The 26,315-nt window shown below is 74.2% G+C and carries 23 protein-coding genes and 1 pseudogene; 6 read left to right on the top strand and 18 right to left on the bottom strand.

Going from position 1 to position 26,315, the window contains the following annotated elements; translation table 11 throughout:
- Positions 1-9: 9 nt before the first annotated feature.
- Both ACOBQU_RS31715 and ACOBQU_RS31710 read right to left on the bottom strand, forming a co-directional pair.
- Positions 10-459, bottom strand: coding sequence for a GNAT family N-acetyltransferase (locus ACOBQU_RS31715; RefSeq protein WP_423631841.1), 450 nt, complete (start codon positions 457-459; stop codon positions 10-12).
- Complete coding sequence (locus ACOBQU_RS31710; RefSeq protein ID WP_423631839.1) at positions 456-1,895, bottom strand: PLP-dependent aminotransferase family protein; 1,440 nt, start codon at positions 1,893-1,895, stop codon at positions 456-458. The genes ACOBQU_RS31715 and ACOBQU_RS31710 overlap by 4 nt, the downstream gene beginning before the upstream one ends.
- Between ACOBQU_RS31710 and ACOBQU_RS31705 the strand changes: the two genes are divergently transcribed.
- Together ACOBQU_RS31705 and ACOBQU_RS31700 are read left to right on the top strand one after the other, a co-directional pair.
- Positions 1,894-2,943: a DMT family transporter gene (locus ACOBQU_RS31705; RefSeq protein ID WP_423631837.1), complete on the top strand. Its 1,050-nt coding sequence runs from the start codon at positions 1,894-1,896 to the stop codon at positions 2,941-2,943. The genes ACOBQU_RS31710 and ACOBQU_RS31705 overlap by 2 nt on opposite strands.
- An 80-nt stretch (positions 2,944-3,023) precedes the next feature.
- Positions 3,024-3,221 (top strand): DUF1918 domain-containing protein, encoded by a 198-nt coding sequence (locus ACOBQU_RS31700; RefSeq protein ID WP_423631835.1) that lies wholly within the window; start codon positions 3,024-3,026, stop codon positions 3,219-3,221.
- A 42-nt stretch (positions 3,222-3,263) separates the two neighbouring features.
- Here the strand turns inward: ACOBQU_RS31700 and ACOBQU_RS31695 are convergent.
- Positions 3,264-4,456: pseudogene (locus ACOBQU_RS31695) on the bottom strand (glycoside hydrolase family 10 protein).
- Between the two features lie 287 nt (positions 4,457-4,743).
- Between ACOBQU_RS31695 and ACOBQU_RS31690 the strand changes: the two are divergent.
- Positions 4,744-5,604: a 3-hydroxybutyryl-CoA dehydrogenase gene (locus ACOBQU_RS31690; RefSeq protein ID WP_423631833.1), complete on the top strand. Its 861-nt coding sequence runs from the start codon at positions 4,744-4,746 to the stop codon at positions 5,602-5,604.
- Positions 5,605-5,838: 234 nt separating this feature from the next.
- Positions 5,839-6,105 carry a hypothetical protein gene (locus tag ACOBQU_RS31685; RefSeq protein ID WP_423631832.1) on the top strand — a complete coding sequence of 89 codons (267 nt, stop codon included), beginning with the start codon at positions 5,839-5,841 and terminating at the stop codon, positions 6,103-6,105.
- A 24-nt stretch (positions 6,106-6,129) separates the two neighbouring features.
- On the opposite strand, the gene ACOBQU_RS31680 is transcribed toward ACOBQU_RS31685, so the two are convergent.
- From ACOBQU_RS31680 to infC, 10 genes are all read right to left on the bottom strand, one after another.
- A complete protein-coding gene (locus tag ACOBQU_RS31680; protein WP_423631830.1) occupies positions 6,130-6,672 on the bottom strand; it encodes an NUDIX hydrolase in 543 nt (180 codons plus the stop codon).
- Positions 6,673-6,838: 166 nt separating this feature from the next.
- The gene (locus ACOBQU_RS31675; RefSeq protein WP_423631828.1) at positions 6,839-8,188 is read right to left on the bottom strand and encodes a transcriptional regulator; all 1,350 of its coding nucleotides are present in this window, start codon (positions 8,186-8,188) and stop codon (positions 6,839-6,841) included.
- A gap of 269 nt (positions 8,189-8,457) precedes the next feature.
- Entirely contained in the window at positions 8,458-9,417 is a 960-nt protein-coding gene (locus ACOBQU_RS31670; protein WP_423634845.1) for a PP2C family protein-serine/threonine phosphatase, read from the bottom strand.
- Positions 9,418-9,905: 488 nt separating this feature from the next.
- Positions 9,906-12,443, bottom strand: a complete 2,538-nt coding sequence (gene pheT / locus ACOBQU_RS31665) for a phenylalanine--tRNA ligase subunit beta (RefSeq protein ID WP_423631826.1) — start codon at positions 12,441-12,443, stop codon at positions 9,906-9,908.
- Positions 12,443-13,570, bottom strand: coding sequence for a phenylalanine--tRNA ligase subunit alpha (gene pheS, locus ACOBQU_RS31660; RefSeq protein ID WP_423631824.1), 1,128 nt, complete (start codon positions 13,568-13,570; stop codon positions 12,443-12,445). The genes pheT and pheS overlap by 1 nt, the downstream gene beginning before the upstream one ends.
- 170 nt (positions 13,571-13,740) lie before the next feature.
- The gene (locus tag ACOBQU_RS31655) at positions 13,741-14,880 is read right to left on the bottom strand and encodes an ATP-binding protein (protein WP_423631822.1); all 1,140 of its coding nucleotides are present in this window, start codon (positions 14,878-14,880) and stop codon (positions 13,741-13,743) included.
- A 79-nt stretch (positions 14,881-14,959) separates the two neighbouring features.
- Positions 14,960-15,817 carry a TrmH family RNA methyltransferase gene (locus ACOBQU_RS31650; protein WP_423631820.1) on the bottom strand — a complete coding sequence of 286 codons (858 nt, stop codon included), beginning with the start codon at positions 15,815-15,817 and terminating at the stop codon, positions 14,960-14,962.
- A 201-nt stretch (positions 15,818-16,018) separates the two neighbouring features.
- On the bottom strand, positions 16,019-16,402 hold the full coding sequence (gene rplT, locus ACOBQU_RS31645) for a 50S ribosomal protein L20 (protein WP_423631818.1): 384 nt from the start codon (positions 16,400-16,402) through the stop codon (positions 16,019-16,021).
- Positions 16,403-16,506: 104 nt separating this feature from the next.
- Entirely contained in the window at positions 16,507-16,701 is a 195-nt protein-coding gene (rpmI, locus tag ACOBQU_RS31640; protein WP_125499424.1) for a 50S ribosomal protein L35, read from the bottom strand.
- A 105-nt stretch (positions 16,702-16,806) separates the two neighbouring features.
- Positions 16,807-17,454, bottom strand: a complete 648-nt coding sequence (gene infC, locus ACOBQU_RS31635) for a translation initiation factor IF-3 (protein WP_423634843.1) — start codon at positions 17,452-17,454, stop codon at positions 16,807-16,809.
- A 360-nt stretch (positions 17,455-17,814) separates the two neighbouring features.
- On the opposite strand from infC, the gene ACOBQU_RS31630 reads away from it, so the two are divergent.
- A complete protein-coding gene (locus ACOBQU_RS31630; RefSeq protein WP_423631816.1) occupies positions 17,815-18,213 on the top strand; it encodes a DUF1844 domain-containing protein in 399 nt (132 codons plus the stop codon).
- Positions 18,214-18,217: 4 nt separating this feature from the next.
- Here the strand turns inward: ACOBQU_RS31630 and ACOBQU_RS31625 are convergent, their stop codons facing one another.
- From ACOBQU_RS31625 to ACOBQU_RS31615, 3 genes are all read right to left on the bottom strand, one after another.
- Positions 18,218-18,964: an SseB family protein gene (locus tag ACOBQU_RS31625; protein WP_423631815.1), complete on the bottom strand. Its 747-nt coding sequence runs from the start codon at positions 18,962-18,964 to the stop codon at positions 18,218-18,220.
- Positions 18,965-19,730: 766 nt separating this feature from the next.
- Complete coding sequence (gene mycP / locus ACOBQU_RS31620; protein WP_423631813.1) at positions 19,731-20,906, bottom strand: type VII secretion-associated serine protease mycosin; 1,176 nt, start codon at positions 20,904-20,906, stop codon at positions 19,731-19,733.
- The gene (locus ACOBQU_RS31615) at positions 20,906-22,354 is read right to left on the bottom strand and encodes a hypothetical protein (protein ID WP_423631811.1); all 1,449 of its coding nucleotides are present in this window, start codon (positions 22,352-22,354) and stop codon (positions 20,906-20,908) included. The genes mycP and ACOBQU_RS31615 overlap by 1 nt, the downstream gene beginning before the upstream one ends.
- 209 nt (positions 22,355-22,563) lie before the next feature.
- On the opposite strand from ACOBQU_RS31615, the gene ACOBQU_RS31610 reads away from it, so the two are divergent.
- Entirely contained in the window at positions 22,564-23,826 is a 1,263-nt protein-coding gene (locus ACOBQU_RS31610; RefSeq protein ID WP_423631809.1) for an amino acid deaminase/aldolase, read from the top strand.
- Between the two features lie 74 nt (positions 23,827-23,900).
- On the opposite strand, the gene ACOBQU_RS31605 is transcribed toward ACOBQU_RS31610, so the two are convergent.
- A complete protein-coding gene (locus ACOBQU_RS31605) occupies positions 23,901-24,842 on the bottom strand; it encodes a DUF2510 domain-containing protein (protein WP_423631807.1) in 942 nt (313 codons plus the stop codon).
- A gap of 74 nt (positions 24,843-24,916) precedes the next feature.
- Positions 24,917-26,218 (bottom strand): haloacid dehalogenase-like hydrolase, encoded by a 1,302-nt coding sequence (locus ACOBQU_RS31600; RefSeq protein WP_423631805.1) that lies wholly within the window; start codon positions 26,216-26,218, stop codon positions 24,917-24,919.
- Positions 26,219-26,315 lie beyond the last annotated feature (97 nt).

Genomic DNA, 26,315 nt, shown 5'->3' with positions numbered 1-26,315 from the left:
CCGCGGCGCTCACTGCGCGCCCAGCACCATCCACTTCTCCGGGTTCTGCAGGGCCGTGAAGCCGAACTTCTCGTACACGCCGTGGGCGTCCGCGGTGACCAGCAGGACGCGGCGCAGCGCGAAGGGGGCGAGGTGGTCGCGCACGCCCGCCACCAGGGCCGTGCCGATGCCCTTGCCGCGCACCGAGCGGTCCACGTACACGTCGCAGAGCAGCGCGAAGGTCGCGCGGTCGGTCACCACGCGGGCGTACGCGACCTGCGCGCCCGAAGCGGTCTCGTACACCCCGAAGTTGAGCGAGCCCACCATGGCGCTGTCGTGCGTGGCGCGGGTGCGGCCGAGCGCCCAGTAGGCGTCGGTGGACAGCCAGTGGTGGACCCGTCCGGCGTCCACGCGGGCGGGGTCGGCGGACAGCTCGTACCCGTCGGGCAGCTCGAACTCACGCGCGTGCTCATCGGTCATGCGCCCACCTCATCACAGGCGGCCCGCAGTCGGCGTACCCCTTCCGTGATCTCCCCGGCGCCCGCGAGCGCCGCGAAGCTCAGGCGGACGTGCCCGGCCGGGGGCTCGGCGGCGAAGTACGGGCGGCCCGGCGCCACCGCGACCCCGGCGCGCAACGCGGCCGCCGCCAGGGCGAGTTCGTCCGTGCCGTCGGGCAGGCGCAGCCACAGGTGGTAGCCGCCCGCCGGGACGTGCGGCAGCGCCAGCTCGGGCAGGCTGAGGCGCAGCGCCGCCGCCATCCGGTCCCGGCGCTCCGTCAACTCCCCCGCCACCGCCCGCAGATGGCGGGGCCACGCCGGTGAGCCGACGAGTTCGAGGGCGGCCTCCTGGAGCGGGCGCGGGACGAAGAAGTGGTCGACGACCTGGATGGCGCGCAGCCGCTCCAGGACCGGCCCGCGCGCGGCGAGCGCGCTCACCCGGAAGCTCGGCGATGTCGCCTTGGTGAGGGAGCAGACGTGTACGACGACGCCGTCCTCGTCGTCGGCGGCCAGCGGGCGCGGCAGCGGCCCCGCGCCGTCGTGCGCCAGACGGCGTACGAAGTCGTCCTCGACGACGAACGCCCCGGCCTCGCGGGCGATGCGCAGCACCTCCGGGCGGCGCTCGGCGGACAGCACGGCCCCGGTGGGGTTCTGGAACAGCGGCTGGCACACGAACACGCGGGCGCCGGTCGCCCGGAACGCGGCGGCGAGCAGCTCGGGCCGGGCACCGTCGGTGTCCACGGGCACCGGAACGGGCCGCAGCCCCGCGGCCCGCGCGATCGCGAGCAGCCCGGGGTAGGTGGGCGACTCCAGCAGGACGGGCGCGCCGGGCGGGGCGAGCGCCCGCAGCGTGGTGGTCAGCGCGCTCTGCCCGCCCGCGGTGATCAGCACCTCGGCGGCGGTGATGGCGCCGCCGATGCCGCGCGCGAACCACTCCCGCAGCTCCGGCAGGCCGTCGATCGGCGGGCGGCCCCAGGCGCCGGGGCGGCGGCCCGCCCGCGCGAGCGCCGCCGCCATGGCGCGCTCCGGCTGGAGCGAGGGGTGCGGATAGCCGCCGTTGAACTCGATGACCTCGGGCGGCGGCGCGGCGAGCGTGGCGAGGACGCCGGACGCGTCGACGGACCGTGGCACGACCTCCGCGGCGGCGTCCGCGCTCAGCGTCACCTCCTGCCAGGAGGTGTCACCGGCGGCGTGAGCGGCGCCGCCGCGCGCCTCGGCCCGGAACGCCCCGGCGCCGGGGCGCGTGACGACCAGGCCCTCCGCGGCGAGCTGCGCCAGCGCCCGGGACACGGTCACCGGGCTCACCCGGAACCGGTCGACCAGCACACGACTCGACGGGAGCTTTCCACCGGGAGAGTAGCGATTCAGCTCGCTCCGCAACTGTCGTGCCAGTTCACCCACACTGCTACGCTCTTGCATGAGAGCACAGGATAGCGCTACTGATCAGCGGCGGATAGCGGTCCCGGCCCGCGCCACCACCGACCGCCCCGCGCCCCGCACCGCCACCGGCCACCCCGCGCCGCACACCGCCACCGGCCACCCCGCGCCGCGCACCGCCCCGCACACCCCCGCGTCACCCGCCCCCGCCCCGCACGCCCCCACCCGCCGCGCCCAGCGCCTCGGCACCGCCCAGGCCGCCCTCGGCGTCGTCGCGTTCTCGCTCACCTTCCCCGCCACCGCCTGGGGCCTGGAAGGCATCGGCCCGTGGAGCTTCGTGGCCCTGCGCTGCCTGCTCGCCGGGCTCGTCGCGGGCGGCTGCCTGCTCGCGCTGCGCGTGCCGGTGCCGCCGCGCGCCCACTGGGCCGCCCTCGCGGTCGTCGGCGGCGGCGTCGTGGTGGGCTTCCCGCTGCTCACCTCGCTCGCCCTCCAGACGTCCAGCACCGCGCACGCCGCCGTGGTCGTCGGACTGCTCCCGCTGACCACCGCCGTGTTCTCCGTGCTGCGCACCGGCGCCCGGCCCTCGCGCGCCTTCTGGGCGGCGGCCCTCGCGGGCGCGGCGGCGGTGGCCGGGTTCACCGTGCGGCAGAGCGGCGGCGCCCTGTCCACCGCGGACCTGTACCTCTTCGCCTCGCTGCTGGTGTGCGCCGCCGGGTACACCGAGGGCGGCCGTCTCGCCCGGCACATGCCCGGCTGGCAGGTCATCGGCTGGGCCCTGGTGCTGTGCCTGCCGCTGAACGCGGTGCTCGCGGCGGTCGCGCTGCCGCACGAGCCCTTCGCGCTGACCGGACACAGCACCGCGGGCCTGCTGTACGCCGCGCTCGGCTCGCAGTTCCTCGGCCTGCTCGTCTGGTACCGCGGCATGGCCGCCATCGGCATCCCCAAGGCCAGCCAGCTCCAGCTCGCCCAGCCCCTGCTGACGCTCGTGTGGTCGGTGCTGCTGCTCGGCGAGAGCCTCACCCCGGCGGCGCCCCTCACCGCCGTCGCCGTCCTCGTGTGCATCGCCGTCACGCAACGGGCGCGCGAGTAGGCCCCAACCCACGCCACCGGTCGTACACTGACGGCCACGCACCGCCACCAACCGCGACGCGGACGAGGAGGTCACTCCCCATGCGAGCATCCGTGGGCGACCGGCTGCTGATCCACGGCAGGATCGTCGGACAGCACGACCGGACTGCGGAAGTCATCGAGGTTCTCGGCGCGGACGGCGGTCCGCCGTACCGCGTGCGGTTCGAGGACGGTCACGAGACGCTGATGTCCCCCGGCCCCGACACCGTCGTACGTCACTTCGCCGCCGAGGGCGACTAGCGCGCAGCGGCCCCGGGCCCGCGCCCGGGGCCTACGCCGCCGCTACCGCGCGGGCCGCGTGTAGTGGTCGTCCACCACCCGCTGCATCGCGCCGATCCGGTCGGCGACCACGTGCTTCGCCGAGTAGAAGATGTGCCCCGCACCCGCGGGAAGCCCTTGGCGTACGTGAGGTGCCGGGACAGCTCGGCCGGGTCCTGCCACGGCGCGGCCTGCGCCGGGTCCCCCGCCTTGTACAGCCCCTCCCCCACGTACAGCCGCACGCCCGTGCCCCGGGCCACCGCGTCCCACCAGGGCACCAGCTTGGCGTAGTCCGCCGCGGCCTGACCCATGTGCCAGTACAGCTGCGGACAGATGTAGTCGATCCAGCGCTTCCTCACCCAGCCCCGGGTGTCCGCGTACAGGTCGTCGTAGGTCTGCACGCCCGCGCGCGTGTCCGAGCCCGTCGGGTCGGTGGCCGCGTTGCGCCACACGCCGAAGGGGCTGATCCCGAACTGGGTGCCCGGCCGGGCCTTCTTCACGCGGACGCCCATCTCGCGCACCAGCCGGTCGATGTTGTCCCGCCGCCACGACGCCCGGTCGGGGAAGGCGCCGCCGTACCGCGCGAAGGCCTCGTCGTCGTCGAAGACCTGGCCCGCCACTGGATACGGGTAGAAGTAGTCGTCCCAGTGCACCGCGTCGAGGGGGTAGCGGCGCACCGCGTCGAGCATCGCCTGCTGCACGAAGCGCCGCACCTCGGGCAGGCCCGGGTTGTAGAACAGCTTCCCGCCGTACGGCACGACCCACTCGGGGTGCAGGCGCGCCGGGTGGGTCGGCACCAGGCGGCTCGGGTCGGCGTGCATGGCGACCCGGAACGGATTGCACCAGGCGTGCAGCTCAAGGCCCCGGTAGTGCGCCTCGCGCACGGCGGTGCCCAGCGGGTCCCAGCCCGGGTCCTTGCCCTGCGTGCCCGTGAGGTACTCCGACCACGGCTCGTGGCGCGACGGCCAGAACGCGTCCGCCGTCGGGCGCACCTGGAGGACCACCGCGTTCAGGCGGCGCCGCACCGCCTCGTCCAGGTAGGCGATCAGCTCCGCCCGCTGCCGCTCCACCGGCAGGCCCGGCTTCGAGGGCCAGTCGATGTTGACCACCGACGCCACCCACATGCCTCTCATCTCCCGGCCCCAGCGTCTGGAGTCCGGCAGCGCCGCCGCGTCGCCCGCCGTCGCGAGCCCCGCGACCGCCGCTGCCGCCGCCACGGAGAAGGTCCGACGCGATACCTGACGTGACTCTTGACGTGACTCTTGACGTGACTTCTGACGTGCCCCTTGACGTGACAAATGCCTCACGATCCCGTCCCCTGTTCCTGGTGTTCCTGGAAGTCCCCGGACAAGCCCTGGCCGTTCGGGGACAGCATGCCCGACCCGGACGGCCGCGCACCGCGACGCGCGGAGTAACGTTCACCGGCGAGGCAGGACCCGACACCCCGCGGGGGGCGACCTGCCAGCCCTGGTAGATGAGCGAAAGGCACGAGGTGACCAACTCAATGGCCGACATTGCGCGCGTCGGAGTAGTGGGCTGCGGCCAGATGGGCGCGGGGATCGCGGAGGTCTGCGCCCGCTCGGGCCTTGAGGTGCGGGTCGCGGAGACCACCGGGGAGGCCCTGGAGATCGGCCGTACGCGCCTGTACAACTCGCTGACCAAGGCCGCCGAGCGCGGCAAGATCTCCGAGGAGGAGCGGGACGCCACGATCGCGCGGCTGAGCTTCACCACGGACCTCGGCGAGTTCGCCGACCGGGACCTCGTCATCGAGGCCGTCGTGGAGAACGAGCAGGTCAAGACCGAGATCTTCCAGGTGCTCGACCAGGTGGTGACCCGCCAGGACGCCATCCTCGCCTCCAACACCTCCTCCATCCCGCTGGTGAAGCTGGCCGTGGCCACCTCCCGGCCGGACCAGGTCATCGGCATCCACTTCTTCAACCCCGCGCCCGTGCAGCAGCTCGTCGAGCTGATCCCGGCCCTGACCACGTCGGAGGGCACGCTCAGCCGGGCCCAGCTGTTCACCGAGAAGGTGCTCGGCAAGCACGCCATCCGCGCCCAGGACCGCTCGGGCTTCGTGGTGAACGCGCTGCTCATCCCGTATCTGCTGTCCGCGATCCGGATGTTCGAGTCGGGCATCGCCTCCCGCGAGGACATCGACAACGGCATGGAGATGGGCTGCGCCCACCCGATGGGCCCGCTCAAGCTGTCCGACCTGATCGGCCTGGACACAGTGGCCTCGGTCGCCGACTCGATGTACGCCGAGTACAAGGAGCCGCTGTACGCCGCGCCCCCGCTGCTCCAGCGGATGGTCGACGCGGGCCGCCTCGGCCGCAAGTCCGGCTCGGGCTTCTACACGTACGGCTGACGCAGACGGCTGATCGTCTTCCGTTCCGGCTACGCTCCGTACCTGAATTCAAGTCAGTTTCCGGCCAGTTCACGGGCCCGGCACACCGAGTGTGCCGGGCCCGCGGCGTTCACACACCGTGTGCGCCCCGGGCTCGCATATGCCCTTCGCACACTCTCCCGCCGCGCCCACCAGGCGAGTTGACTTTCCGTGCGCACAAGGGGGGAAGTGACCACTACAGAGAGGAGCGGAATCGTGACCACCGACCCCGAGCGTCCTGTGGTCCCCGTGGTCCCGGAAGAACTCGCAGAGTTACGGCGCAGCCTGGACGTGGGCCTCGCCCGCGTGGACGGACAGCTCGCCCTGCTCACCCAGCGCGACGCCCAGCACACCAAGGACCAGGACGATCTGGCCGTCCGGATCACCGCACTGGAGCACACCCGCTGGCCGCTGCCCGCCCTCGCGGCGCTCACCGCGGTCGGCGCGCTCGCCGTGGCGGTCTGGCAGGCGCTCGGCCACTAGTTCAGCGATTCAGGGCCACCGCGGCTAGGCCGCGTCCTGGCCGAGCCGGAGATGGTGCAGCAAGAGGAGTGCTGCCGCCATATTGGCGGCCGGGACCTCCCCGCGTGCCACCATGTCGGGGACGAGCTTGAGCGGAACCCACTCTCGGCGGTCCGACTCGAAGTCGTCCTCGGGGTGGCCGATGTAGGTCCCCTCGTCCGACCAGTAGATGTGGTGCCGAGCGTCCGTGAGCCCGTTGCACGGCTCGACACTCATCAGGTGACGCAGGGGTCCCGGTCGCCAGCCGGTCTCCTCCTCCATCTCGCGGGCCGCCGCGTACGCGATGTCCTCGCCGTCCTCGACGACGCCCGCGGCGAGCTCCCAGCCCCAGCTGTCGGTGATGAAGCGGTGCCGCCACAGCAGCAGCACCTCGTTGGCCTCGTTGACGACCGTGGCGACGGCCACGGGACGGAGCCTTATCAGGAAGTGGTCGAGGTGCCGACCGTCCGGCAGTTCGACGTCCGCGAGATTGACGGAGAACCACCGATTTCCATACACAGTTTGTTCGCTCTGTTTCGTCCACTGCACGGTTCTGCCACCTTCCGCCGAGTAGATGGCAATATCGCAGCAGGACGAGATCAGAGCACTCCGCGCACGGCAGGGCGGCGTTGCACGTGTCATGCGTGCCGTCGCCTCTCGCGCCTCCCGCGCCCCGGCGTCACGGCGGTCCGTGCCTCACTGCGCCCCCGTGCCCTCACAGGGGCACGCGCAGCGCTCCGTCGATGAGTTCGGCGGCCTCGGCCGTGCCCGCGCAGTCGCTGCGCACCAGGTGCTCCCGCACCGCGCGCAGCCGGTCGCGCAGCCGCTGCGACTCCATCCCGCGTGCCTGCTCCGCCATCTCCACCGCCGTGGCCACGGCCTCGTCGGTGTTCCCCTGGCGCAGCTCGATCTGGCTGAGCATGGCGAGCCGGTGCACCCGGCCCCGGTCGTGCGTCGGGGTGCCCACCGCGGCGGCGGCGTGCTCGTGCGCCCCCGCGAGGTCGCCGAGGCTGAGCAGCGCCTCCGCGACCTGGACGTTCACCAGGCCCGGCTGGACGTATCCGGTCTCGTCGGGCTCGCGCCCGCGCCGGATGCGGTCGGCCGCCGTCTCCGCGCGCCGGATGCACGACAGGGCGCTGCCCCCGTCGCCCAGGTGCGCGTACGCCTTGGCCTGCATCGCGTACAGGTCGGAGGCGAGCGCCGGGGTGATGTCCCGCCCGGCGGCGCGCAGCGCGGCCTCCGCGAACGCCACGGCCTGGCGGTACTCGCGCATGAACAGCGACTGGTTGACGAGCAGCGCGATCACATAGGCGCCGAGCCCCCGGTCCCCGCTGGCCTTCGCCAGCCGCAGCGCCTGGTGGAAGTAGCGCTGGGCGAGGCCGTGCGCGTCCGAGTCGTAGGCGCAGATGCCCGCGATGGCGACCAGGCCGCCGGTGGCGCGGTGCAGCTGGCGCCCCGTCGCGTCCGTGTAGCCGCCGCGCAGCAGCGGCGCCGCCTCGGCGTTGAGGAAGCCGACGATGCGGCTGCGGGTCGCGATGCCGCCGGTCTTGCGGTACATCTGCTCGTAGTGGGTGCGGGCCGCGCGCAGCATGTCGATGTCCGCCATGCTGACGGGGTGGCGCCCGCCGCGCGAGACGTCCACGTCCTCCGGCGGGTTCTCCCACTCCCACACGGGCATCACCGCGGGCGTGCCGGTCACCGCGGGCGCCCCGAGGAGATGCGGCCGCTGCTGCTCGTCCGAGCGCCACAGCGCCGTCGCCCGGTCCACGAACCCCGAGAGCGTGGAGACCGCGGAGCCGCCGCGGGCGGCCGGGGAGCCGGGCACGCCGAGCCCGATGTCGTCGAGGGTGACCGTGCGGTGCAGCCGCGCCGCCAGCACCTCGCAGATCAGGTCGGGCACCTGGCCGCGCGGGCGCTGGCCCTTCAACCAGCGGGCCACGGCGGTGTGTTCGTATCTCAGGGCGAGCCCTCTGGCCTTTCCGGCCTGGTTGACGTGGGCGGCGAGGCCCGCGTGCGAGATGCCCGCTTCGTCGAGGATCGCGTCGAGCAGGGTGTTGGGCTGCATGGGAGGGCCCTCCGGTGGCTCGGTGCGACCAGCGTAGTGGAGCGCCCTTCACACCCCGTGTGAACGGAGTGCTCGCATCCGGGGGGTGTGCGCTCTGCCGCGCGGGGCGCGGGGTCGGTTGACTGAGGGCCCTCACCAGGAGGCGGCCCGGCCGTCGGCTCCCCCTCACTCAGTGCGACGGCCTCTCTTCGGCGCCGTCCGCTTCACCCGTCGTCTGCCCGGCAGTTCCACGACGGGGCGGACGGCGCGGGCCGCACACCGGGCGGCGTTCAGCTCATGGTGCGGGCGCGCCGCCCGGTCTCCGTCTGCTGCCGGGGCACCCACTGCCGGTCGTTGCGCAGCACGAGCAGCGCCGCGTCGTCGGTGGGCAGCCGCCCGACGTGGCGCAGGAGCCGGGCGTAGACGGCCTGGATGACGTGCTGCGGCGACACCGGCGGCGTGCGGGCGGCCTCGCTGAGCACGGCCTGGAGCGGGAAGAACCGCCCGGCCCGGTCGCGGGCGTCCGCCACCCCGTCGGTGTGCAGCACCAGCGCGTCCCCCGGAAGCAGCCGCCCCCACCGGTGCACGGGCAGTTCGGCGGGCAGCGGGAACGGGCCGAGCGGCGGCAGCGGCTCGCCGCCGGGCAGCTCCCTGGCCCGGCCGCGCAGCCGATGGGGCCAGGGGTGGCCGCAGTTGAGCGCGCGCACCTCACCCTCGTGCCCGATCTCCAGCAGCAGGACCGTCACGAACTCCTCGGCGAGCGGGCCGTCCTGGGGCGCGGCTCCGCCCGCGGACGGCTCGGCGCGGGAGCGCTCCCGCAGATGCCGGGCGAGCGCCCGGTCCAGACGGCGCAGGACCCGCCCCAGGTCTGGCTCGTCGTGGGCGGCCTCGCGGAAGCTGCCGAGCACGGCGGCGACGGTGCCGAGCGCGGCGAGGCCGTGGCCGCGCACATCGCCCATGACGACGCGTACGCCGTGCTCGGTGGCCGCCACCTCGTACAGGTCGCCGCCCACCGAGGCGCCGCGCGAGGCGGACAGGCGGCCCGCGGCGAGGGTGAGGCCGTCGACGCGCGGCGGCAGCGGCCGCAGGAGCACGTTCTGCGCGGCGCCCGCGACCTCGCGGACCTGCCGCAACTCCCGTAGCAGCGCGTGCCGGACGTGGAATATCAGGCCGGTCCCGACGGCGAAGAAGACGGCGCTGGTGGCGATCCGCGCGCCGAGCCCGCTCTGCTGGGCGAGCGGGCAGACCATCTTGTACGTGACGGCGACGGCGCCCCACACCGTCGGCAGGCCGAGGAACAGGGCCCGCCGGACGCGTCGGCGGCGCGGCGGCTCGAACGGCGGCGGGTCGCCCCGGGGCACCCGGGCGCGCAGCCCGGACAGCCGCCGCCGGAACCCCGCCGCGCGGCGGACTCCGGCGCGCCGGACCCCGGCTCGGCGGCGACGGGGCGGGCAGGGCTTGATGCGGATCATGCCGACGGCCCCCCTAAGGCCCGGTTCAGCGTGCGGCGGGCCGAGGGGCCGGTTCGACGCGCGGGCCGTGGCCCCTCCGGCCCCAACGGCCGGATCGATTGTGTCGACCACATGGCCGGATCGGGCCAGATCGCCCCGCGTTGTCACCCGTACGAGTGAGGGGCGCATCCGCGTCCACGGATGCGCCCCTCAACAGCGCCTTTGTTCCGCCGGGCGGTCTCAGCGGACCGCCGGGCGGCCTCGGCGGACCGCCCGGCGGGGCGGGGTCACGCCCCGCGCAGCACCGCTCCGGTCGTCTCGGCCGCGCGGGCCACCGCGGCGTCCCGCGCGGCGCTCGCCTCATCGACCGTCAGCGTGCGGTCGGCGGCGCGGAAGCGCAGCGCGTACGCCAGGGACTTCTTGCCCGCGCCGATCTGCTCGCCGGTGAAGACGTCGAACAGGCGGATGTCCTCGAGGAGTTCACCGGCGCCGTCGCGCAGGTAGGCCTCGACGACGGCGGCGGGCACGTCCTGGTCGACGACGAGCGCGACGTCCTGCGTGGCCACCGGGAAGGTGGAGATGCCCGGCGCCCGGAGCGCGCCTTCGCCCGCCTCCTGGAGGAGGTCGAGGTTCAGCTCCATCGCGCAGGTGCGGGCGGGAAGCCCGAGCGCCTTGATGACGCGCGGGTGCAGCTCACCGGCGTGGCCGATGGAGACCAGGTCGCCCTGCTCGCCGTTCGGCCCCTGCGCGCTGTCCAGGTACACCGTCAGCTCGGCGCAGCGGCCCGGGTGCCAGGGGCCGTACTGGCCCTGCTGGACGATGAGTTCGGCACCGGCCTCGCGGGCCAGGGTGCGGGCCGCCTCGACGGCGTCCGCCCAGTCGGCCGGGCGGCCCTTGCCCCACCAGCCCGCGCGCTCGCGGGCGCCCGCGAGGACGACCGCGGCGTGCCGCGGCTGCTCGGGCAGCGAGGCGTTGAGGGCGGCGATCTCCTCGTCGGTGGGGCGCCGGTCCACGGGCAGGCGCCCGACGGGGGCCGCGTCCTCACGGGGGTGGAAGACCAGGCCGGTCTCGAAGAGGGCCAGGTCGTGGCTGCCCCGTCCGTCGTTGCGGCGCAGCGCGGCGAGCAGGCCCGGCAGGAGGGTCGTGCGGAGCGCGGGCTCCTCGTCGGAGAGCGGGTTGACGAGCGTGACCACGCGGCGGTTCGGGTCGTCCGCCTCCAGGCCCAGCTGGTCGAAGACCTGCTCGCTGAGGAACGGGTAGGTCGGCGCCTCCACGTACCCGGCGCCCGCGAGCGCCCGCCCGGCGCGGCGGTGCAGCCGCTGCCGCTCGGTCAGGCCGCGCCCGGCCGGGGGCTTGGGCAGCGTCGAGGGCAGGTTCTCGTAGCCCTCCAGGCGGATGACCTCCTCGGCGAGGTCGTTGACCTCGGCCAGGTCGGGCCGCCAGGACGGCACGGTGACGGTCAGGACGTCCTGGCCGTACACGTCGCAGCCGACCTCCTGGAGGTGGCGTACGACGGTCTCGCGGCCGTAGGCGACACCGGCGACCTTGTCCGGGTGGTCGGCGGGCATGGTGATGGTGCGCGGCGCGGAGGGCGCGATGACCTCCGTGACGCCCGCCTCGGCGGTGCCGCCCGCGAGCAGCACCAGCAGGTCGACGGTCCGCTGCGCGGCGGCGGACGCGGCCTGCGGGTCGACGCCGCGCTCGAAGCGCCGGGCCGCCTCGGAGGACAGCTTGTGGCGGCGCGCGGTGCGGGCCACGGAGACCGGGTCGAAGTGCGCGGCCTCGATGACCACGTCCGTGGTGCCCTGCTCCTCGGTGTGGTCGGCGATCTCCGTGTTGGCGCCGCCCATGACGCCCGCGAGGCCGATGGGGCCTCGCTCGTCGGTGATCACCAGGTCCTCGGCGTCGAGGACGCGCTCGGCGCCATCCAGGGTGGTGAACTTCTCGCCCTGCTCCGCGCGGCGCACGCCGATGGTGCCCTGGACGCGCGAGCGGTCGTAGGCGTGCAGGGGCTGGCCCAGCTCCAGCATCACGTAGTTGGTGACGTCGACGGCCAGCGAGATCGGGCGCATGCCCGCCTTCTGGAGGCGGCGCTGGAGCCAGATCGGGGAGCGGGCGTCGGGGCGCAGGCCGGTGACGGTGCGCGCGGTGAAGCGGTCGCAGCCGACGGGGTCGCTGATCTGCACCGGGTAGCCGAAGGAGTTCGGGGCCGGGACGTCGAGCAGCGCCGGATCGCGCAGGGGCAGGCCGTAGGCGGTGGCGGTCTCGCGGGCGACGCCGCGCAGGGACAGGCAGTAGCCGCGGTCGGGCGTGACGGCGATGTCCAGGACCTCGTCGACCAGTTCGAGCAGCTCGATGGCGTCGGTGCCGACCTCGTGCTCGGGCGGCAGGACGATGATGCCGCCGCTGCCGTCGTCGCCCATGCCCAGCTCGTCGCCGGAGCAGATCATGCCGCGCGACATCTTGCCGTACGTCTTGCGCTCGGCGATGGCGAAGTCACCGGGCAGGACGGCGCCGGGCAGCGCCACGACGACCTTGTCGCCGACGGCGAAGTTCCGGGCGCCGCAGACGATCTCCTGCGGCTCGCCGGTGCCGTTGGTCTGGCCGACGTCGACGGTGCAGAAGCGGATGGGCTTCTTGAAGCCCTCCAGTTCCTCGATGGTGAGCACCTTGCCGACGGCGAGCGGGCCCTTGAGGCCCTCGCCGAGCCGGTCCACGGTCTCGACCTCGAGGCCCGCCGCGATCAGCTTGGCCTGCACGTCGCGGCCGGTCTCGGTGGCGGGGAGGTCGACGTACTCCCGCAGCCAGGAAAGCGGGATTCGCATCAGATCTCCATCCCGAAGGGCCGGGTGAAGCGGACGTCACCCTCGACCATGTCTCGCATGTCTTCGACGTTGTGGCGGAACATCAGCATCCGCTCGATGCCGAACCCGAAGGCGAATCCGCTGTACTTCTCCGGGTCGACGCCGCAGGCCTGGAGCACCTTGGGGTTGACCATGCCGCAGCCGCCCAGCTCGATCCAGCCCTCGCTGGAGCAGGTGCGGCAGGGGCGGTCGGGGTTGCCCACGGACTCGCCGCGGCACACGTAGCACACCATGTCCATCTCGGCGGACGGCTCGGTGAACGGGAAGAAGTTCGGCCGCAGGCGGGTCTTCATGCCCTCGCCGCCGAACAGCTCCTGCACCATGTGGTCCAGGGTGCCCTTGAGGTCGGCCATGGTCAGGCCCTCGTCCACGGCGAGCAGCTCGACCTGGTGGAAGACCGGGGTGTGGGTGGCGTCCAGCTCGTCGGTGCGGTAGACGCGGCCCGGGCAGATCACGTAGACGGGCGGCTCGCGGTCGATGAGCGAGCGGACCTGCACCGGCGAGGTGTGCGTGCGCAGGACGACGCCGGAGTCGGCGGTGGAGCCCTCGGGCCCCCGCACGAAGAACGTGTCGGCCTCGCCGCGCGCCGGGTGGTCGGGCCCGATGTTCAGCGCGTCGAAGTTGAACCACTCGGCCTCGGCCTCGGGGCCCTCGGCGACGGCGTAGCCCATCGCGACGAAGATGTCCTCGATGCGCTCCGACAGCGTGGTCAGCGGGTGCCGGGCACCGGCCGCGACGCGGTCGTAGGGCAGCGTGACGTCCACGGCCTCCTCGACCAGGACGCGCGCGTCGCGCTCGGCCTCCAGCTCGGCCTGGCGGGCGGCCAGCGCCTTGTTCACGGCGCCGCGGGCCATGCCGACGCGCTTGCCCGCCTCGGCCTTGGCCTGCGGGGGCAGCGCGCCGATCTCGCGGTTGGCGAGCGCGAGCGGCGAGGTGCCGCCGCAGTGCGCGGTCTTCGCCTCCTGGAGCTGGTCGAGGTCGGCGGCGGCCGCGAAGGCGGCGAGCGCCTCGTCCCGCATGCGCTCGATCTCTTCAGGTTTCAGTGCCTCGACCTCGACAGGGTCGTACGACTTGTTCGGTGCCGACATCTCTTCCCGTGCTTCCGGTTGGCTGGCGGATGGTCCCGCGCGCGACTCGGTGCTGAGCCGTCCCGCATCAAGGGGACGCAAATGTGCCAAAGGCCGAGTCTAACGGGGCTGAGGTGAACGCTTGCGCCCGTGGGCCGCTCAGGCGGTGATCGCCGGTTTCCCGGCCGCGATCACTGGAGGTACGCCGGAGCCCCCACGGGCAAGGTAAATCGGAACTGGGCGCCGCCGCTCGCCGCGCGGCCGACGGTGATCCGCCCGCCGTGCGCCTCCACGATGCCCTTCACGATGTACAACCCCAGTCCCGTTCCGCCGCGTTTGCTGCCCCGCCAGAAGCGGGTGAACACGCGGCCCATCGACTCCTCCGGAATGCCGGAGCCCTCGTCGCTGACGGTGACCGCGGTCTCCGTCGCGCCCCGCACGCGCAGGGACGGCGAGGGCGCCACGTCGATGGTGACAGTTCCCTCGCCGTGCCGCACCGCGTTTTCCAGGAGGTTGCTGAGCACCTGGTCGATCTTGTCGGGGTCGGCCCACAGGTCGGGCAGCGGCTGCTGGAGGCGGACGAGGAAGCGGTCCGCGTCCTGCCCGGCGGCGACGTGGGCCTGGATGTGGCGGCCGACGGCGGCGCCGATGTCGACGGGCTGGCGGCGCAGTTCGAGCCGCCCGGAGTCGATGCGGGAGATGTCGAGCAGCTCGGCGATGAGCCGGGTCACGCGGTTGGCGTCGGCGTCGACGGTCTCCAGCATGAGGCGCTTCTGGTCGTCGGTGAACCGCTCCCACTTGGCGAGCAGCGTCGCCGTGAAGCCCTTCACGGACGTCAGCGGGGAGCGCAGCTCGTGGGCGACGGTGGCGATCAGCTCGGCGTGGCTGCGCTCGGTGCGCCGCCGGGCCTCGGTGTCGCGCAGCGAGACGACGAGGCGGCGCAGCGGGCCCGTGGGCCGGGCCCGTACGTAGCGGGCGGAGACCAGGACCTCGCGGCCGCCGGGGAGCAGCAGGTTGCGCTCGGGCTGGGCCACGCGTGTGGCCAGGCCGCCGTACGGGTCGGTGAGCTGCCACCAGCGGCGGCCTTCGAGGTCTTCGAGGGGCAGGGCGCGCTCGATGGGGGCGCCGAGGGCGTCGGCGGGGGGCACGGCGGTGATGCGCGCCGCGGCGGCGTTGAAGCAGATGACGCACCCGGTCTCGTCGGCGACGACGAGGCCGTCGGGCAGGTCGTCCGGGTCGATGCCGAGCTCGCCGAGCCCCGGGCCCGGCGGGCCGGGGGGTGGGCACAGGAGGTCCCGCACTCCCGGTGCTCTGCTCGTGCCGACGCTCATGTCCCCGTGATCCCCGCCTCTCGGAACCGGCTGAGTGGGCCCTGGGCCGGATGAGTGGGCCCTGGAGCCCGACACACTACTAGCCGGGGGTGACGGAACGGCACCCTCCGGCGGCGCGCTGTGCACGGGCGGACGCATAGAGGCACACGGCTGCCGCCGTCGCGAGGTTCAGGCTCTCGGCGCTGCCGTGGATCGGAACGCGCACCACGGCGTCCGCGAGTGCGCGGGTCTCCTCCGGCAGGCCCCACGCCTCGTTGCCGAAGATCCACGCGGTCTCGGTGCCCATGGTGCCCTTGTCCAGCTCGGCGTCGAGGTCGTCGGCGCCCGCGCCGTCGGCGGCGAGCACGCGCACGCCGGCGCCCTTCAGTCCGCGTACGGCCTCCTCGACGGGCACGCCCACCGCTACCGGCAGGTGGAAGTGCGAGCCGACCGAGGCCCGGACGGCCTTGGGGTTGTACAGGTCGACGGAGGCGTCGGTGAGCACCACCGCGTCGGCGCCCGCGGCGTCGGCGCAGCGCAGCACGGTCCCGGCGTTCCCCGGGTCGCGTACGTGCGCGAGCACGGCGACGAGCTTGGGCCGCCCTGCGAGGATCTCCTCGAACGGCACGTCCAGGAACCGGCACACCCCGACCAGCCCCTGCGGGGTGACGGTGGTGGAGATGTCGGCGATGACGCTCTCGTCGGCGAGGTGCACCCGCGCGCCCGCGTCCCGCGCCGCCGCCACGATGTCCGCGTACCGCTCGGCGGCGTCCACGGTCGTGAACAGCTCGACGAGCGTGGCCCGGTCGCCGTCGCGGTGCCCGGCCGCCTCCCGCACGGCCTGCGGCCCCTCCGCGAGGAACAAGCGTTCCTTCCCCCGGAAGTTCCGCTTGCCAAGCCGCCGCGCGGCGCTGACGCGCGACGAACGCGGGGAGATCAGTTCGGGACCGTTGACCATCGAGTCGCTTTCAGACGTACGGAGGTGAGGGGTGGGGCCGGGTGCCGCCGGTGGTCCTTCTCCGCCGCGACGGCGCTCAGCCGGAAACGACCTGCCCGGCGGTGCCGGGCTCGCCCGAGCCCGCGGAGGAAGGGCGGAACGTGACGGGACCCGCAGGCACACGGCCTGCGGGTCCCGTCACTGCTCAAGCTCAGTGCAACGTCACGCGGCCTTGGGGGCGTTGACGTCCGACGGCAGCGCCTTCTGGGCCACCTCGACGAGCGCCGCGAAGGCGTTCGCGTCGTTCACGGCCAGCTCGGCAAGGATCTTGCGGTCCACCTCGATGTTGGCGGCCTTCAGACCCTGGATGAAGCGGTTGTAGGTGATGCCGTTCTGGCGGGCAGCGGCGTTGATGCGCTGGATCCAGAGCTGGCGGAAGTCGCCCTTGCGCTTCTTGCGGTCGTTGTAGTTGTAGACGAGGGAGTGGGTGACCTGCTCCTTCGCCTTGCGGTACAGGCGCGAGCGCTGACCGCGGTAGCCGCTGGCAGCTTCGAGGATCGCCCGGCGCTTCTTGTGGGCGTTGACTGCCCGCTTGACGCGTGCCACTTGTTAACTCCTTGTAGCGGGGCCGTGGTGGTCGTCACACGGCCCGGTTCGACTGATGTCCCGGTCCTGGCGTCGCGTGGCCCCCGTCACCGGGGGCCGCGACGTCACTTGCCGAGAAGCTTCTTGATCTTCTTGGCGTCGGCCGGAGCCATCTCGGCGTTGCCCGTGAGGCGACGCGTCAGGCGGGACGACTTGTGCTCGAGCAGGTGGCGCTTGCCGGCGCGCTCGCGGAGCACCTTGCCGGAGCCGGTGACCTTGAAGCGCTTGCTGGCACCGCTGTGCGTCTTGTTCTTCGGCATAGCGCCGTTCTCTCCTCGTCAGTGGCGCTCCGATGCCCGGTCGCGAAACCGGGCATCCGGGAGCGTCATGTGTTCGGTTGGCATCCCTGGACTCGCGTCCGGGGATCAGGCCTCGGCGGAAGCCTCGGCCGGGGCCTCGGAAAGCTCGCCCTCGGCGGCGTTCTGCGACTTGCCAGGGTTGGCCTTCGCCTCGGCCTTGCGAGCCGCCTGGGCCTCACGGGCCTCGGCCATCGCCTCGGTCTTCTTCTTGTGCGGACCGAGGACCATGATCATGTTGCGGCCGTCCTGCTTCGGGTTCGACTCGATGAACCCGAGGTCCTGGACGTCCTCCGCGAGGCGCTGCAGCAGCCGGAAGCCGAGCTCCGGCCGGGACTGCTCGCGACCACGGAACATGATCGTGATCTTGACCTTGTCGCCCTGCTTGAGGAACCGGACGACGTGACCCTTCTTGGTGTCGTAGTCGTGCGGGTCGATCTTCGGCCGGAGCTTCATCTCCTTGATGACCGTGTGCGCCTGGTTCTTGCGCGCCTCACGGGCCTTCATGGCCGACTCGTACTTGAACTTCCCGTAGTCCATGAGCTTGCACACGGGCGGACGGGCGTTCGCCGCGACCTCGACCAGGTCCAGGTCGTACTCCTGCGCAAGCTCCAGGGCCTTGGCAAGCGGAACAATCCCGACCTGCTCGCCGCTGGGACCGACAAGTCGCACCTCGGGAACGCGAATCCGGTCGTTGATGCGGGGCTCGGCGCTGATGGATCCTCCTCGGTAGCACCACGCGACGGTCTGGCGGACAGCCGCGTAACGTCTGTATGCGTACGACCTAACCGTGTCGGCGCACGAAAAATGCCCCGACTGATCACAGAAGGGGCTCCGCACAGCTACCGGAGCACCTCCGCGGTGATCGCGGGGCGCATCGGGCGGGCCGTCGCACGGGGGCTTCGGCCGCCTGACCGGTGACCCGCCGCTCGGGGAGCGGCAAGGTGGGAGATCGGAGCCTCCACTTGTGGGCCGGATCCCTCGTCGAGACGTGGGCGTCCGGCCGGTCGTCACCCAAGGTTAGCAGGTACCGGGGGGTGGGGCTAACGGCCGACGGCGCCGCCTAGGGTGTGGGGCATGAGTGACACGAGCCCCGCCCCCTCCGCGACCCCTGAGGCCTCCCTTGGCGAGAGCGCCGGGAACCCCGACTTCGACGCCATGACCCGCGACATCGCGGACGTCCCCGCCGTCGAGGTGATCACGACCGTCGCGGTCCACCTGATGAGCGCGGCGGCGGTGAACCTGGGCCTCGCCGAGGAGGGCGAGGCCCACAAGGACCTGGACGAGGCCCGCAAGCTGATCCAGGCCCTGGCCGGACTCCTCGACGCCAGCGCGACGGAGGTCAGCTCCTTCCACGCCGCTCCCCTGCGGGACGGCCTGAAGTCGCTCCAGCTCGCCTTCCGCGAGGCCTCGGTCGTGCCGGACGAGCCGGGCCAGGGCCCGGGCGAGAAGTACACGGGCCCGGTCTTCGGCTGAGGCCTCAGTTCCGTACGTAGAGGGGCTCGCCCGGCGGCGTGGCCTCGACCGGCAGCAGCGCCAGGTCGAGGCCGCGCACCAGGCGGGCCCTCAGCGTGTCGTCTGCGGCGAGCGCCCGCGCGACCCGCCGCACCGCCTCCGCGGGCGCGGCGGCCGGGTCGAGCACCAGGGCGAGGGTGCCGTCGGCCGTCCCCGGGCCGAGGTGGGCGCGCTGAACGGCGGGCTCGGCGGCGACGACGGCGCGGACGGCCGCGGTGACCGCCGGGTCGGTGAGCGCGTCGGTGCTGTGGCGGCCCTCGGCGAGGGCGATCAGGGCGGCGCGGTTCAGCTCGTAGGGCACAGGGCCCGCGAGGTCCAGGACGATCGTGTCGGCCTTCTCGTGCGCCGCCGCCTGGAGGGCCTGGCGCAGGGGTACGGCGACGGGGCGGGCCGCCGGGTCCCACAGGGCGAGCGCCTCGGTGGACGTGAAGGCGGGCAGCGCGGTGCGGTGCCCCGCCTTGAGCGTGGGCACCGCCATGTCGCTGGTCTTCTCCCGCTTCAGGCCGTTCTCGTCCTCCTCCACCTCGCCGAGGACGGCGACGACCGGGACGAGGAGGCGGGCGCCCACCAGCGCGGCGAGTACCTGGCCGTGGGCCTCGGGCGTACGGTCCTCGGACCAGGTCTCCAGGGCCGCCCTCAGCGCCGGGTCGGCCGAGCCGTCGTCGTCGGCGAAGCCGGGGTTCGGGATGTTCTTCTGGTTCGTCCTCGTCACGGGGTACGACGATACGGGGCGCTCCGCGGGGGCCCACCGTGCGGTCGCCCCGTCGCCTCCGACGCGTCCCCTGCCCCACGCGGCGAACGTCCCCCGTGGGGTTCACCCGCCGCCGGTGCCCGCGAGCCCCACCCGCCCACCCGTCACCCCCGAGTTCCACGGTGAACGCCCCCCGTGGGGGTCACCCGCCGTTGGCACCCGCGGGAAGCCCGCCGCTACCGCGGCGGAACCTCTCCCACCCGCCCACCCGTCACCCCAAGCTCCACGCTCAACGCCCCCCGTGGGGGTCACCCGCCGTCGGCGCCCGCGGGAAGCCCGCCGCTACCGCGGCGGAACCCCTCCCACCCGCCCACCCGTCACCCCCAAGCTCCACGCTCAACGCCCCCCGTCGGGGTCACCCACCATCGGCACCCGCGGGAAGCCCGCCGCTACCGCGACGGAACCCCTCCCACCCGCCCACCCGTCACCCCCAAGCTCCACGCTCAACGCCCCCCGTCGGGGCAACTCGCCGTCGGCGTCTGCGGCCTGCCAGCCGGGGGGCACCCCCACCCACCCCGACGGAAGCGCATAGGGAGGGCGGGCGGGGAGATGCCGCCGCGCAGCGGCGGGACGGAGGCGTCAGGGGTGGCGGGGCAGGGGGCGTCCCGGTGGCCAGCGGAAGCGCATGGGGTGGGTGGGTGGGACAGGGGGCATCCCGGTGGGCGGCGGAAGCGCATGGGGTGGGTGGGGCAGGGGGCGCCCCGGTGGGCGGCGGGAACGTCAGGGGTCAGCGGTGGCGTTGGGGGCGCCCGCGCCAGAGGTACGTGGCGGTGGCCAGCAGAGCCACCCCCAGCGTGCCCGCCGCCGGGCCCAGCCAGCCGCCGGAGTCGTCGGCGGGCCGCGCCGCGGTGGGCCCGGGCCCGAAGTACCGGGGCCCGGCACCCTGGGCCGCCGCCCGCAGGGAATCCGGCTTCAGCTTGGCGGCACGCCGCAACGCCGTCGCCGGGTCGATGAGCCCGAAGCCGCGCGAGTCGTCCCGACCGCCCGCGGGCGCGTCGCGGGCGGTGTCCTGGAGGAGCTTCTTGATCTGCGCCGGGGACAGCCCGGGGTGCGCCGCGCGGATCAGCGCGACGGCACCGGAGACCATGGCGGCGGCCGCGCTCGTACCCCACCCCTCGTAGTACTTGCGGTCGGGGTCGGCGATCACGATGTCGTCGCCGGGCGCGCTCACCGTGGCGTACCAGCGGCGGGTGGAGAACGAGGCCCGCTCCCCGTTCTCGTCGACGGCGGTCGCGGCGATCACGCCGGGGTACGCGGCCGGGTAGGAGATGTGGTCGCCGCGCTCGCCGCCGTTGCCCGCGGAGGCGACGACGACGGCACCTTTCTTCAGGGCGTACTGGACGGCGGCGTCCTCGGCCGGTTCGGGGTGCGCGGACTTGGAGTCGTCGCCGAGGGAGAGGTTGATGACGTCGGCGCCGTGGTCGACGGCCCAGCGGATGCCCTCGGCGAGGGCGTTGCCGCGGGTGGAGCGGGCCCGCTTGCGGGCCGGGTCGCCGTCTTCGAGGATCACCCGCACCGGCAGGATCCGCGCCTCGGGGGCGATCCCGAGGACGCCGTCGCCGCGCCCGGCGCCGTGCCCGTGGCCCGCGACGATCCCCGCCATGGCGGTGCCGTGCCGCGCCCAGGTGCGGTCGCCGCGGCGGGCGCCGAAGCCGACCATGTCCCGGCCGGGCAGCACGTTGTCCCGCAGGTCGGGGTGCGAGCCGTCGACGCCGGTGTCGAGGACGGCGACGGTGACGCCCTCGCCCTTGGTCGTGCGCCAGACCTCGTCGGTGTCCATCACGTCGAGGGCCCACTGCTGGGCGCGGATGCCGTCGTCGGCGTACGCGGGAGCGGCGGGCAGCAGCGCGAGGAGCGCGGCGAGCGCGGTGACCGCGGGGGCGGTGGTTCTGCGGGGGGTCATCAGGGCCGCTCCGGGTCCGCGGTGGCGGTCTTGCGCAGGCCGCGCTCGACGCGGTCGGCGATGCCCTTGGCGTCGTTGCCGAGCCCGGACTGCGCGGGCGCCGACGTGGCCCCGGCCCGTACCGCGTCGGCGGCGGGCTCCGGCTCGGTGACCACACGGCCGTCGGCGAACCCGGAGACGGCGTACGCGACGACGGGCGCGTCCGGCAGCACGGACAGGCTCCAGGTGGCCCGCTGCGCGTCGCCGAACCGGGCGGCGACGGTGCCGTCCACGGCGTACGGACGGGGCATCAGGTCGGTGCGCCGGTCGAGTCCCTGGTCGGTGAAGCGGGCGCGCAGGGCGCTCATCGCGTCGGCGTCGGCCTTGGTGAACAGCAGGCCGACGGTGGTGACGTGGCTGCGGGTGGCGTCGGCGTAGGTGGCGCGCAGCAGCCGCAGGCAGCCGACGGGCGCGAGCGCCTTGCGCAGCAGCGGGTCGAAGGCGCCCTGGCAGCCGCTGTCGGGGGCGACGGCGACCCGGTTCCAGGTGCGGTCGGCGCCGCCGGGGCCCGCGCCGTCGCCCGCGAGGGTCGGCGGGAACAGGTCGTCGACGGGCACGCTGTGCCACAGCTGCCCGGCCCGCGCGTACGCGTCCCGGGTCCCGGCGGCGTCCGGCTCGCCGGTCAGCCAACTCCCCGTCACGGCCCCGCCGATCAGGCCGAGCCCGAGCACGGCGCAGCCGACGGCGGCGGCCAGGCGCGGCCTCAGCCAGGCGCGGACGGGGCGCAGCCGGGTGGTGGTGTCGTCGTACAGGGTGGGCCGCGCGAGGAACACGAAGGGGCGCCCCGCGTCGGGGCGCGGCCGCAGGTCGACCGACCCGACGGGCCTGCGGGCGGCGGGAGTCGGGACGGGCGGGCGGTCGCTCTCCGCCGCGTGCGGGGCGTCGGCGGCCGGGCGCGGGGGCGTGGCGGGCCGCGGCGGCGGCACGGACGGGGCGGCCGCGGGCCGCGGCGGGGCGTCGGGCAGCCGCGCTGAGGCGGGCGGCGGCGGAGGCGCCTGCCCCGCACCGGGCACCGCGGCGGCGTCGGCGCCCCCGGCCTCCTCCGAGGCGGCGTCCGAAGCCGCGTCCGAGGCGGCGTCCGAAGCCGCGTCCGAGGCGGCGTCCGGTGAATCCGCCGCGGGAGCGCCGTCCGGCCCGGGCACCGGCTCCGCGGGCTCGTCGGGCTCGTCGGGCTCGTCGGCGGCAGTGGCGTCCGCGTCCGCGGTCCGGGGCCGTGCCCGGTCGAAGGGGGCCAGCAGACCGGCCAGTATCGCGTCGGGCGACTCGTCGGGGGCGCCGCGCGGGGCGGTGACGCGGGGGCCCGGCGCGGCCGGAGGGCGTGCGTCGGGGAAGCGGGCGCTGGCGGGCGGGGGCGGTGGCGCCGGGGTGTCCGCCGGGTCCGGCACGTCGGCGGCGTCCTGCGGCGGCACCCCTGGTGGCGTGCCCGGACGTGGGGGGACGGGGGGCCGTCGCGCCTCCGTGCTCATGCACCCCCCGTTTCCGTCGCGTCGCGCGCTCCCTGCGTGCGCGTCACTCTACGGGCTGACATGACCGCCACGGGAACCCAGTCCTGGCCACCGGGTGATCTGCCCGGATCATCCCCCTACCCTCGGGTAGCCGCGTCTGGCAGGCTGCGCCCATGACAGGCCGAGCCGCAGACAGAGCCACGCACAGGGCCGCTGACCGTGCCGCTGACCGGGCCACTGACCGGGCCACTGACCGGGCCCGCTACGACCGGGCCACCGCCGCCCATGACGCGCCCCTCGCCCTCGTGGACCTGGCGGCGTTCGACGCCAACGCCGCCGATCTGACGCGCAGGGCGGGCGGCAAGCCGATCCGGGTGGCCAGCAAGTCCGTGCGCTGCCGGGCCCTGTTGGAGCGGGTGCTCGCCCGGGACGGCTTCGCCGGGGTCATGTCGTTCACGCTGGCCGAGTCGCTGTGGCTGGCCCGCTCCGGCTTCGACGACGTGCTGCTGGCCTATCCGTCGGCGGACCGCGCCGCGTTCGCCGAGCTGGCCGCCGATCCGAAGCTGGCGGCGGCCGTGACGGTGATGGTGGACGACCCGGCGCAGCTGAACCTGATCGACGCGGCGCGCGGCGGCGGCCGTGAGGAGCTGCGGGTGTGCCTGGAGCTGGACACCTCCCTGCACCTGCTCAAGGGCCGGGTGCGGGTCGGGGCGCGGCGCTCGCCGCTGCACGACCCGGCCCAAGTGGCGGCGCTGGCGCGGGCGATCGGCCGCAGGCGGGGGTTCCGGCTCGTGGGCGTGATGGCGTACGAGGGCCATGTGGCCGGGGTCGGCGACGACGTGGCGGGGCGCCCGGCGCGGTCGCGGGCGGTCCGGGTGATGCAGTCCGCGGCCCGCAGGGAGCTGGCGGCGCGGCGGGCGGAGACGATCCGCGCGGTGCGGGAGGCGGTGCCGGACCTGGAGTTCGTCAACGGCGGCGGCACGGGCAGCGTGCAGCACACGGCGGCGGAGGACGCGGTCACCGAGGTGGCCGCCGGGTCGGGGCTGTACGTACCGCGGCTCTTCGACCACTACACGTCGTTCAGCGGGCGTCCGGCGGCGCTGTTCGGCCTGCCGGTGGTGCGCAGGCCGGGGCCGGGGGTGGTGACGGTGCTCGGCGGCGGCTATCCGGCCTCCGGGGTGGCGGGGGCGGACCGGTCGCCGGTGCCGTACCTGCCCGAGGGGCTGCGGTACGACCCGCAGGAGGGCGCGGGCGAGGTGCAGACCCCGCTGCTCGGCCCGGCGGCGGACGACCTGCGGATCGGTGACAAGGTCTGGTTCCGCCACGCCAAGGCGGGCGAGCTGTGCGAGCGCTTCGCGGAGCTGCACCTGGTGGAGGACGACCGCGTCACGGCCGTGGTCCCCACGTACCGGGGTGAGGGCCGCACGTTCCTGTGACCCGGGCCCGCGCGCCCGTTGGGCCGACGCCGACCCGGACGCCCCTTGGGCCGCCCGCCCTTCGGCCCGCGCCGCTACGGCGTCGGCCCCACGCTGCTGCCCACTCCGCCGCCCATCTCGCTGTCGCCGACCGGCCTGATGCCGTCGATGACCTCGTCGAAGTCGGACAGCGGCGGCGCCTCGTCGCTCGCGTCGAGGTGGAAGCGGACGATGACCATGGCCTCGGAGCCGGTGCTGGAGGGGAACGCGAGGGACTGGACGTAGCCGCCGGGGCCCTTGGCGGTGTGGACGCGCCAGCGGACGAAGTAGCCGCCGCGGCCCGCGACGGCGACGGTACCGCTCTTGACCTGCCGGTGGCTCGTGATGCCGCCGAACGGCTTGCGGTCCAGGGTGTCGTGGTCGTACGCGGCGTCGGCGGCGTCGGCGATGTCGGCGCGGGCCAGCTTGCGGGGTGAGCGCTCGTCGGTGCCGGTGACCGTGCGGGTGCTGATGCTGCCGTGGCGGCAGAAGCCGGTGTCGCCGGGGCAGTCGTAGGTGTCCGGTGTGTGGAGGGTCAGTTCGTCGCCGACGACGTTGTCCGCCTTCTCCCAGCCGTCGGGCACGGGCAGGGTGATGCCGTTGAGCTGGTCGACGAGGGTGTCCGGGTCCGGGTCGGACGCGGAGGTCGTCGGCTCGGGCGCCGAGGTGGTCGGGTCGGGCGAGGGCGGCTGCGAGGTGCTGGGCGGGGGCCCGGCGGTGGGGTCGCCGTCGTCGTCCTGGAGCACGAGGACGCCCGTGACGATGGCGGCGATCAGGACGGCCGCGGCCGTGCTGAGCGCGATGACCCGGGCGCGGGCGCCGCCGCCGGTGGACGGCGGCTGGACCAGGGCGGGGTCGAGGCCCGGCAGTCCCGGCGCCGTGGGCGGCAGGTCGGCGGGCGTGCGCCGGTGCTCGCTCCACGCGGACCCGTCCCACCAGCGCTCGACGCCGGGCGTGGACGGGTCCGGGTACCAGCCGGGCGGGGGCGACATGCTCATCCCGGCACTCTAGGGCGTGCCGCGGCGGCCGGTACACCTGCGTCCGGCCGCCGCCGGCGGATGCGCGCGGAGCGTCAGTACACCCGGTCCGTCTGGTCGGGGACCACGGAGCCGTCCTCGCGCAGGACGGGGCCCTTGCGGCCGTCGGGCTCGTTGTACGCGGACGTCGAGCACGGGTAGGTGCCCTGCTTGCGCGGCAGCGGCTCGATGAACATCGGGTTGATCACCCAGCGGCCGTCGGCGTTGTCGTAGGCCCGGCACATGAACTCGCCCTTGTTGCGGTTCAGGACCAGGTGGGCGCCGGTGGCGTCGCCGACGAAGGTCACGTCGGTGTCGGCGTCGCCGCCGCCGACCGCGATGCGCTTGCTCCAGCGCTGCTTGTCCCAGGCCTTGTCGCCCTTGACCTTGTAGATCTCCTGGTTGATGAAGCAGCGCTTGCCGTCGATGTACGGGATGACCTCGCCCTTGTTGGCGCCGACGCCGCCGCAGCCCTGGTTCCAGGTGGTGATGCGGCCCTCGCGGTCCAGGACGGAGCGGATCGCGATGGTGTGCTTCCGGTCGATGCCGACGCCGCGCGACCACACCTCGGCGACGGGCTCGGAGCCCGCGGAGACGATGTAGACGTCGAATCCGGCCTTCTTCAGGGTGCGGATCAGGTCGCGCTGCTGGTCGTAGTAGCGGGCGTAGCCGGGCACGGTGTGGCTGCCGATGGTGCGGGTGGTGCCGACGGGCGCGGCGAGGGCCTCCGTGCGGGCCTTCTTCGCGTACGACTCCACCTCCTTGACGGTGTGTCCGGCGAACAGCTGGGGCACCCAGGCGTACTGCGGGACGGTGCGCCGGTGGTTCCAGGTCCCGGCGAACGCGGCGGCGCCGCTCATGGTGGTGCCGTCCTCGCGGATCTGGAGGATCTCGTCGGCGCAGGCGGTGTTCGTGGAGGTGGGCAGCGGCTTGCCGACGGGCACGGTGGTGCCGCAGGCCCGGGTGAGGGCGCGGTGGCCCGCGTCCGTCATCCACTTGCTGGAGGACTTCCAGCTCTTGGGGCGCAGGATCTTGTCGTGCCGGAGCGCCCAGCTGATGGTGGCGTCGGTGACGTCGTTCTTGACGACCGTGTTGTCCCAGTCGAACGCGGCGACGGGGCGCTTGTGCGTGCCGTGGTCGAGGTGCGGGTTGGAGCAGGTGCCCCGCTCGTCGATGACCTTCTGGAGGCGGGCGCGGTTGTCGCCGTACCAGGAGAGCTTCTTCGACAGCTGGGGGCAGTGGGCGCCGGGGTGCGACGCGGGTGCGGCCGTGGCGGCGGCAGCGGGGAGCGCGACGGGCCCGGCCACCAGGGCGGCGGCCGAGACCAGCGTCAGCGCCAGAACGTTTCTGTTACGCATGTGCGTGGACGCTACAGCAGTGTTACGGGGCCGTCGACGCCCCGTGCTCCGTGTCCTGTTGATCCCGAAAAGCCGGGCGTCGGATGACGCCCGGCTG

The organism is Streptomyces sp. G45 (assembly GCF_049542095.1).
GTDB lineage: Bacteria > Actinomycetota > Actinomycetes > Streptomycetales > Streptomycetaceae > Streptomyces.
This window is presented reverse-complemented; position numbering and strand designations above follow the sequence as displayed.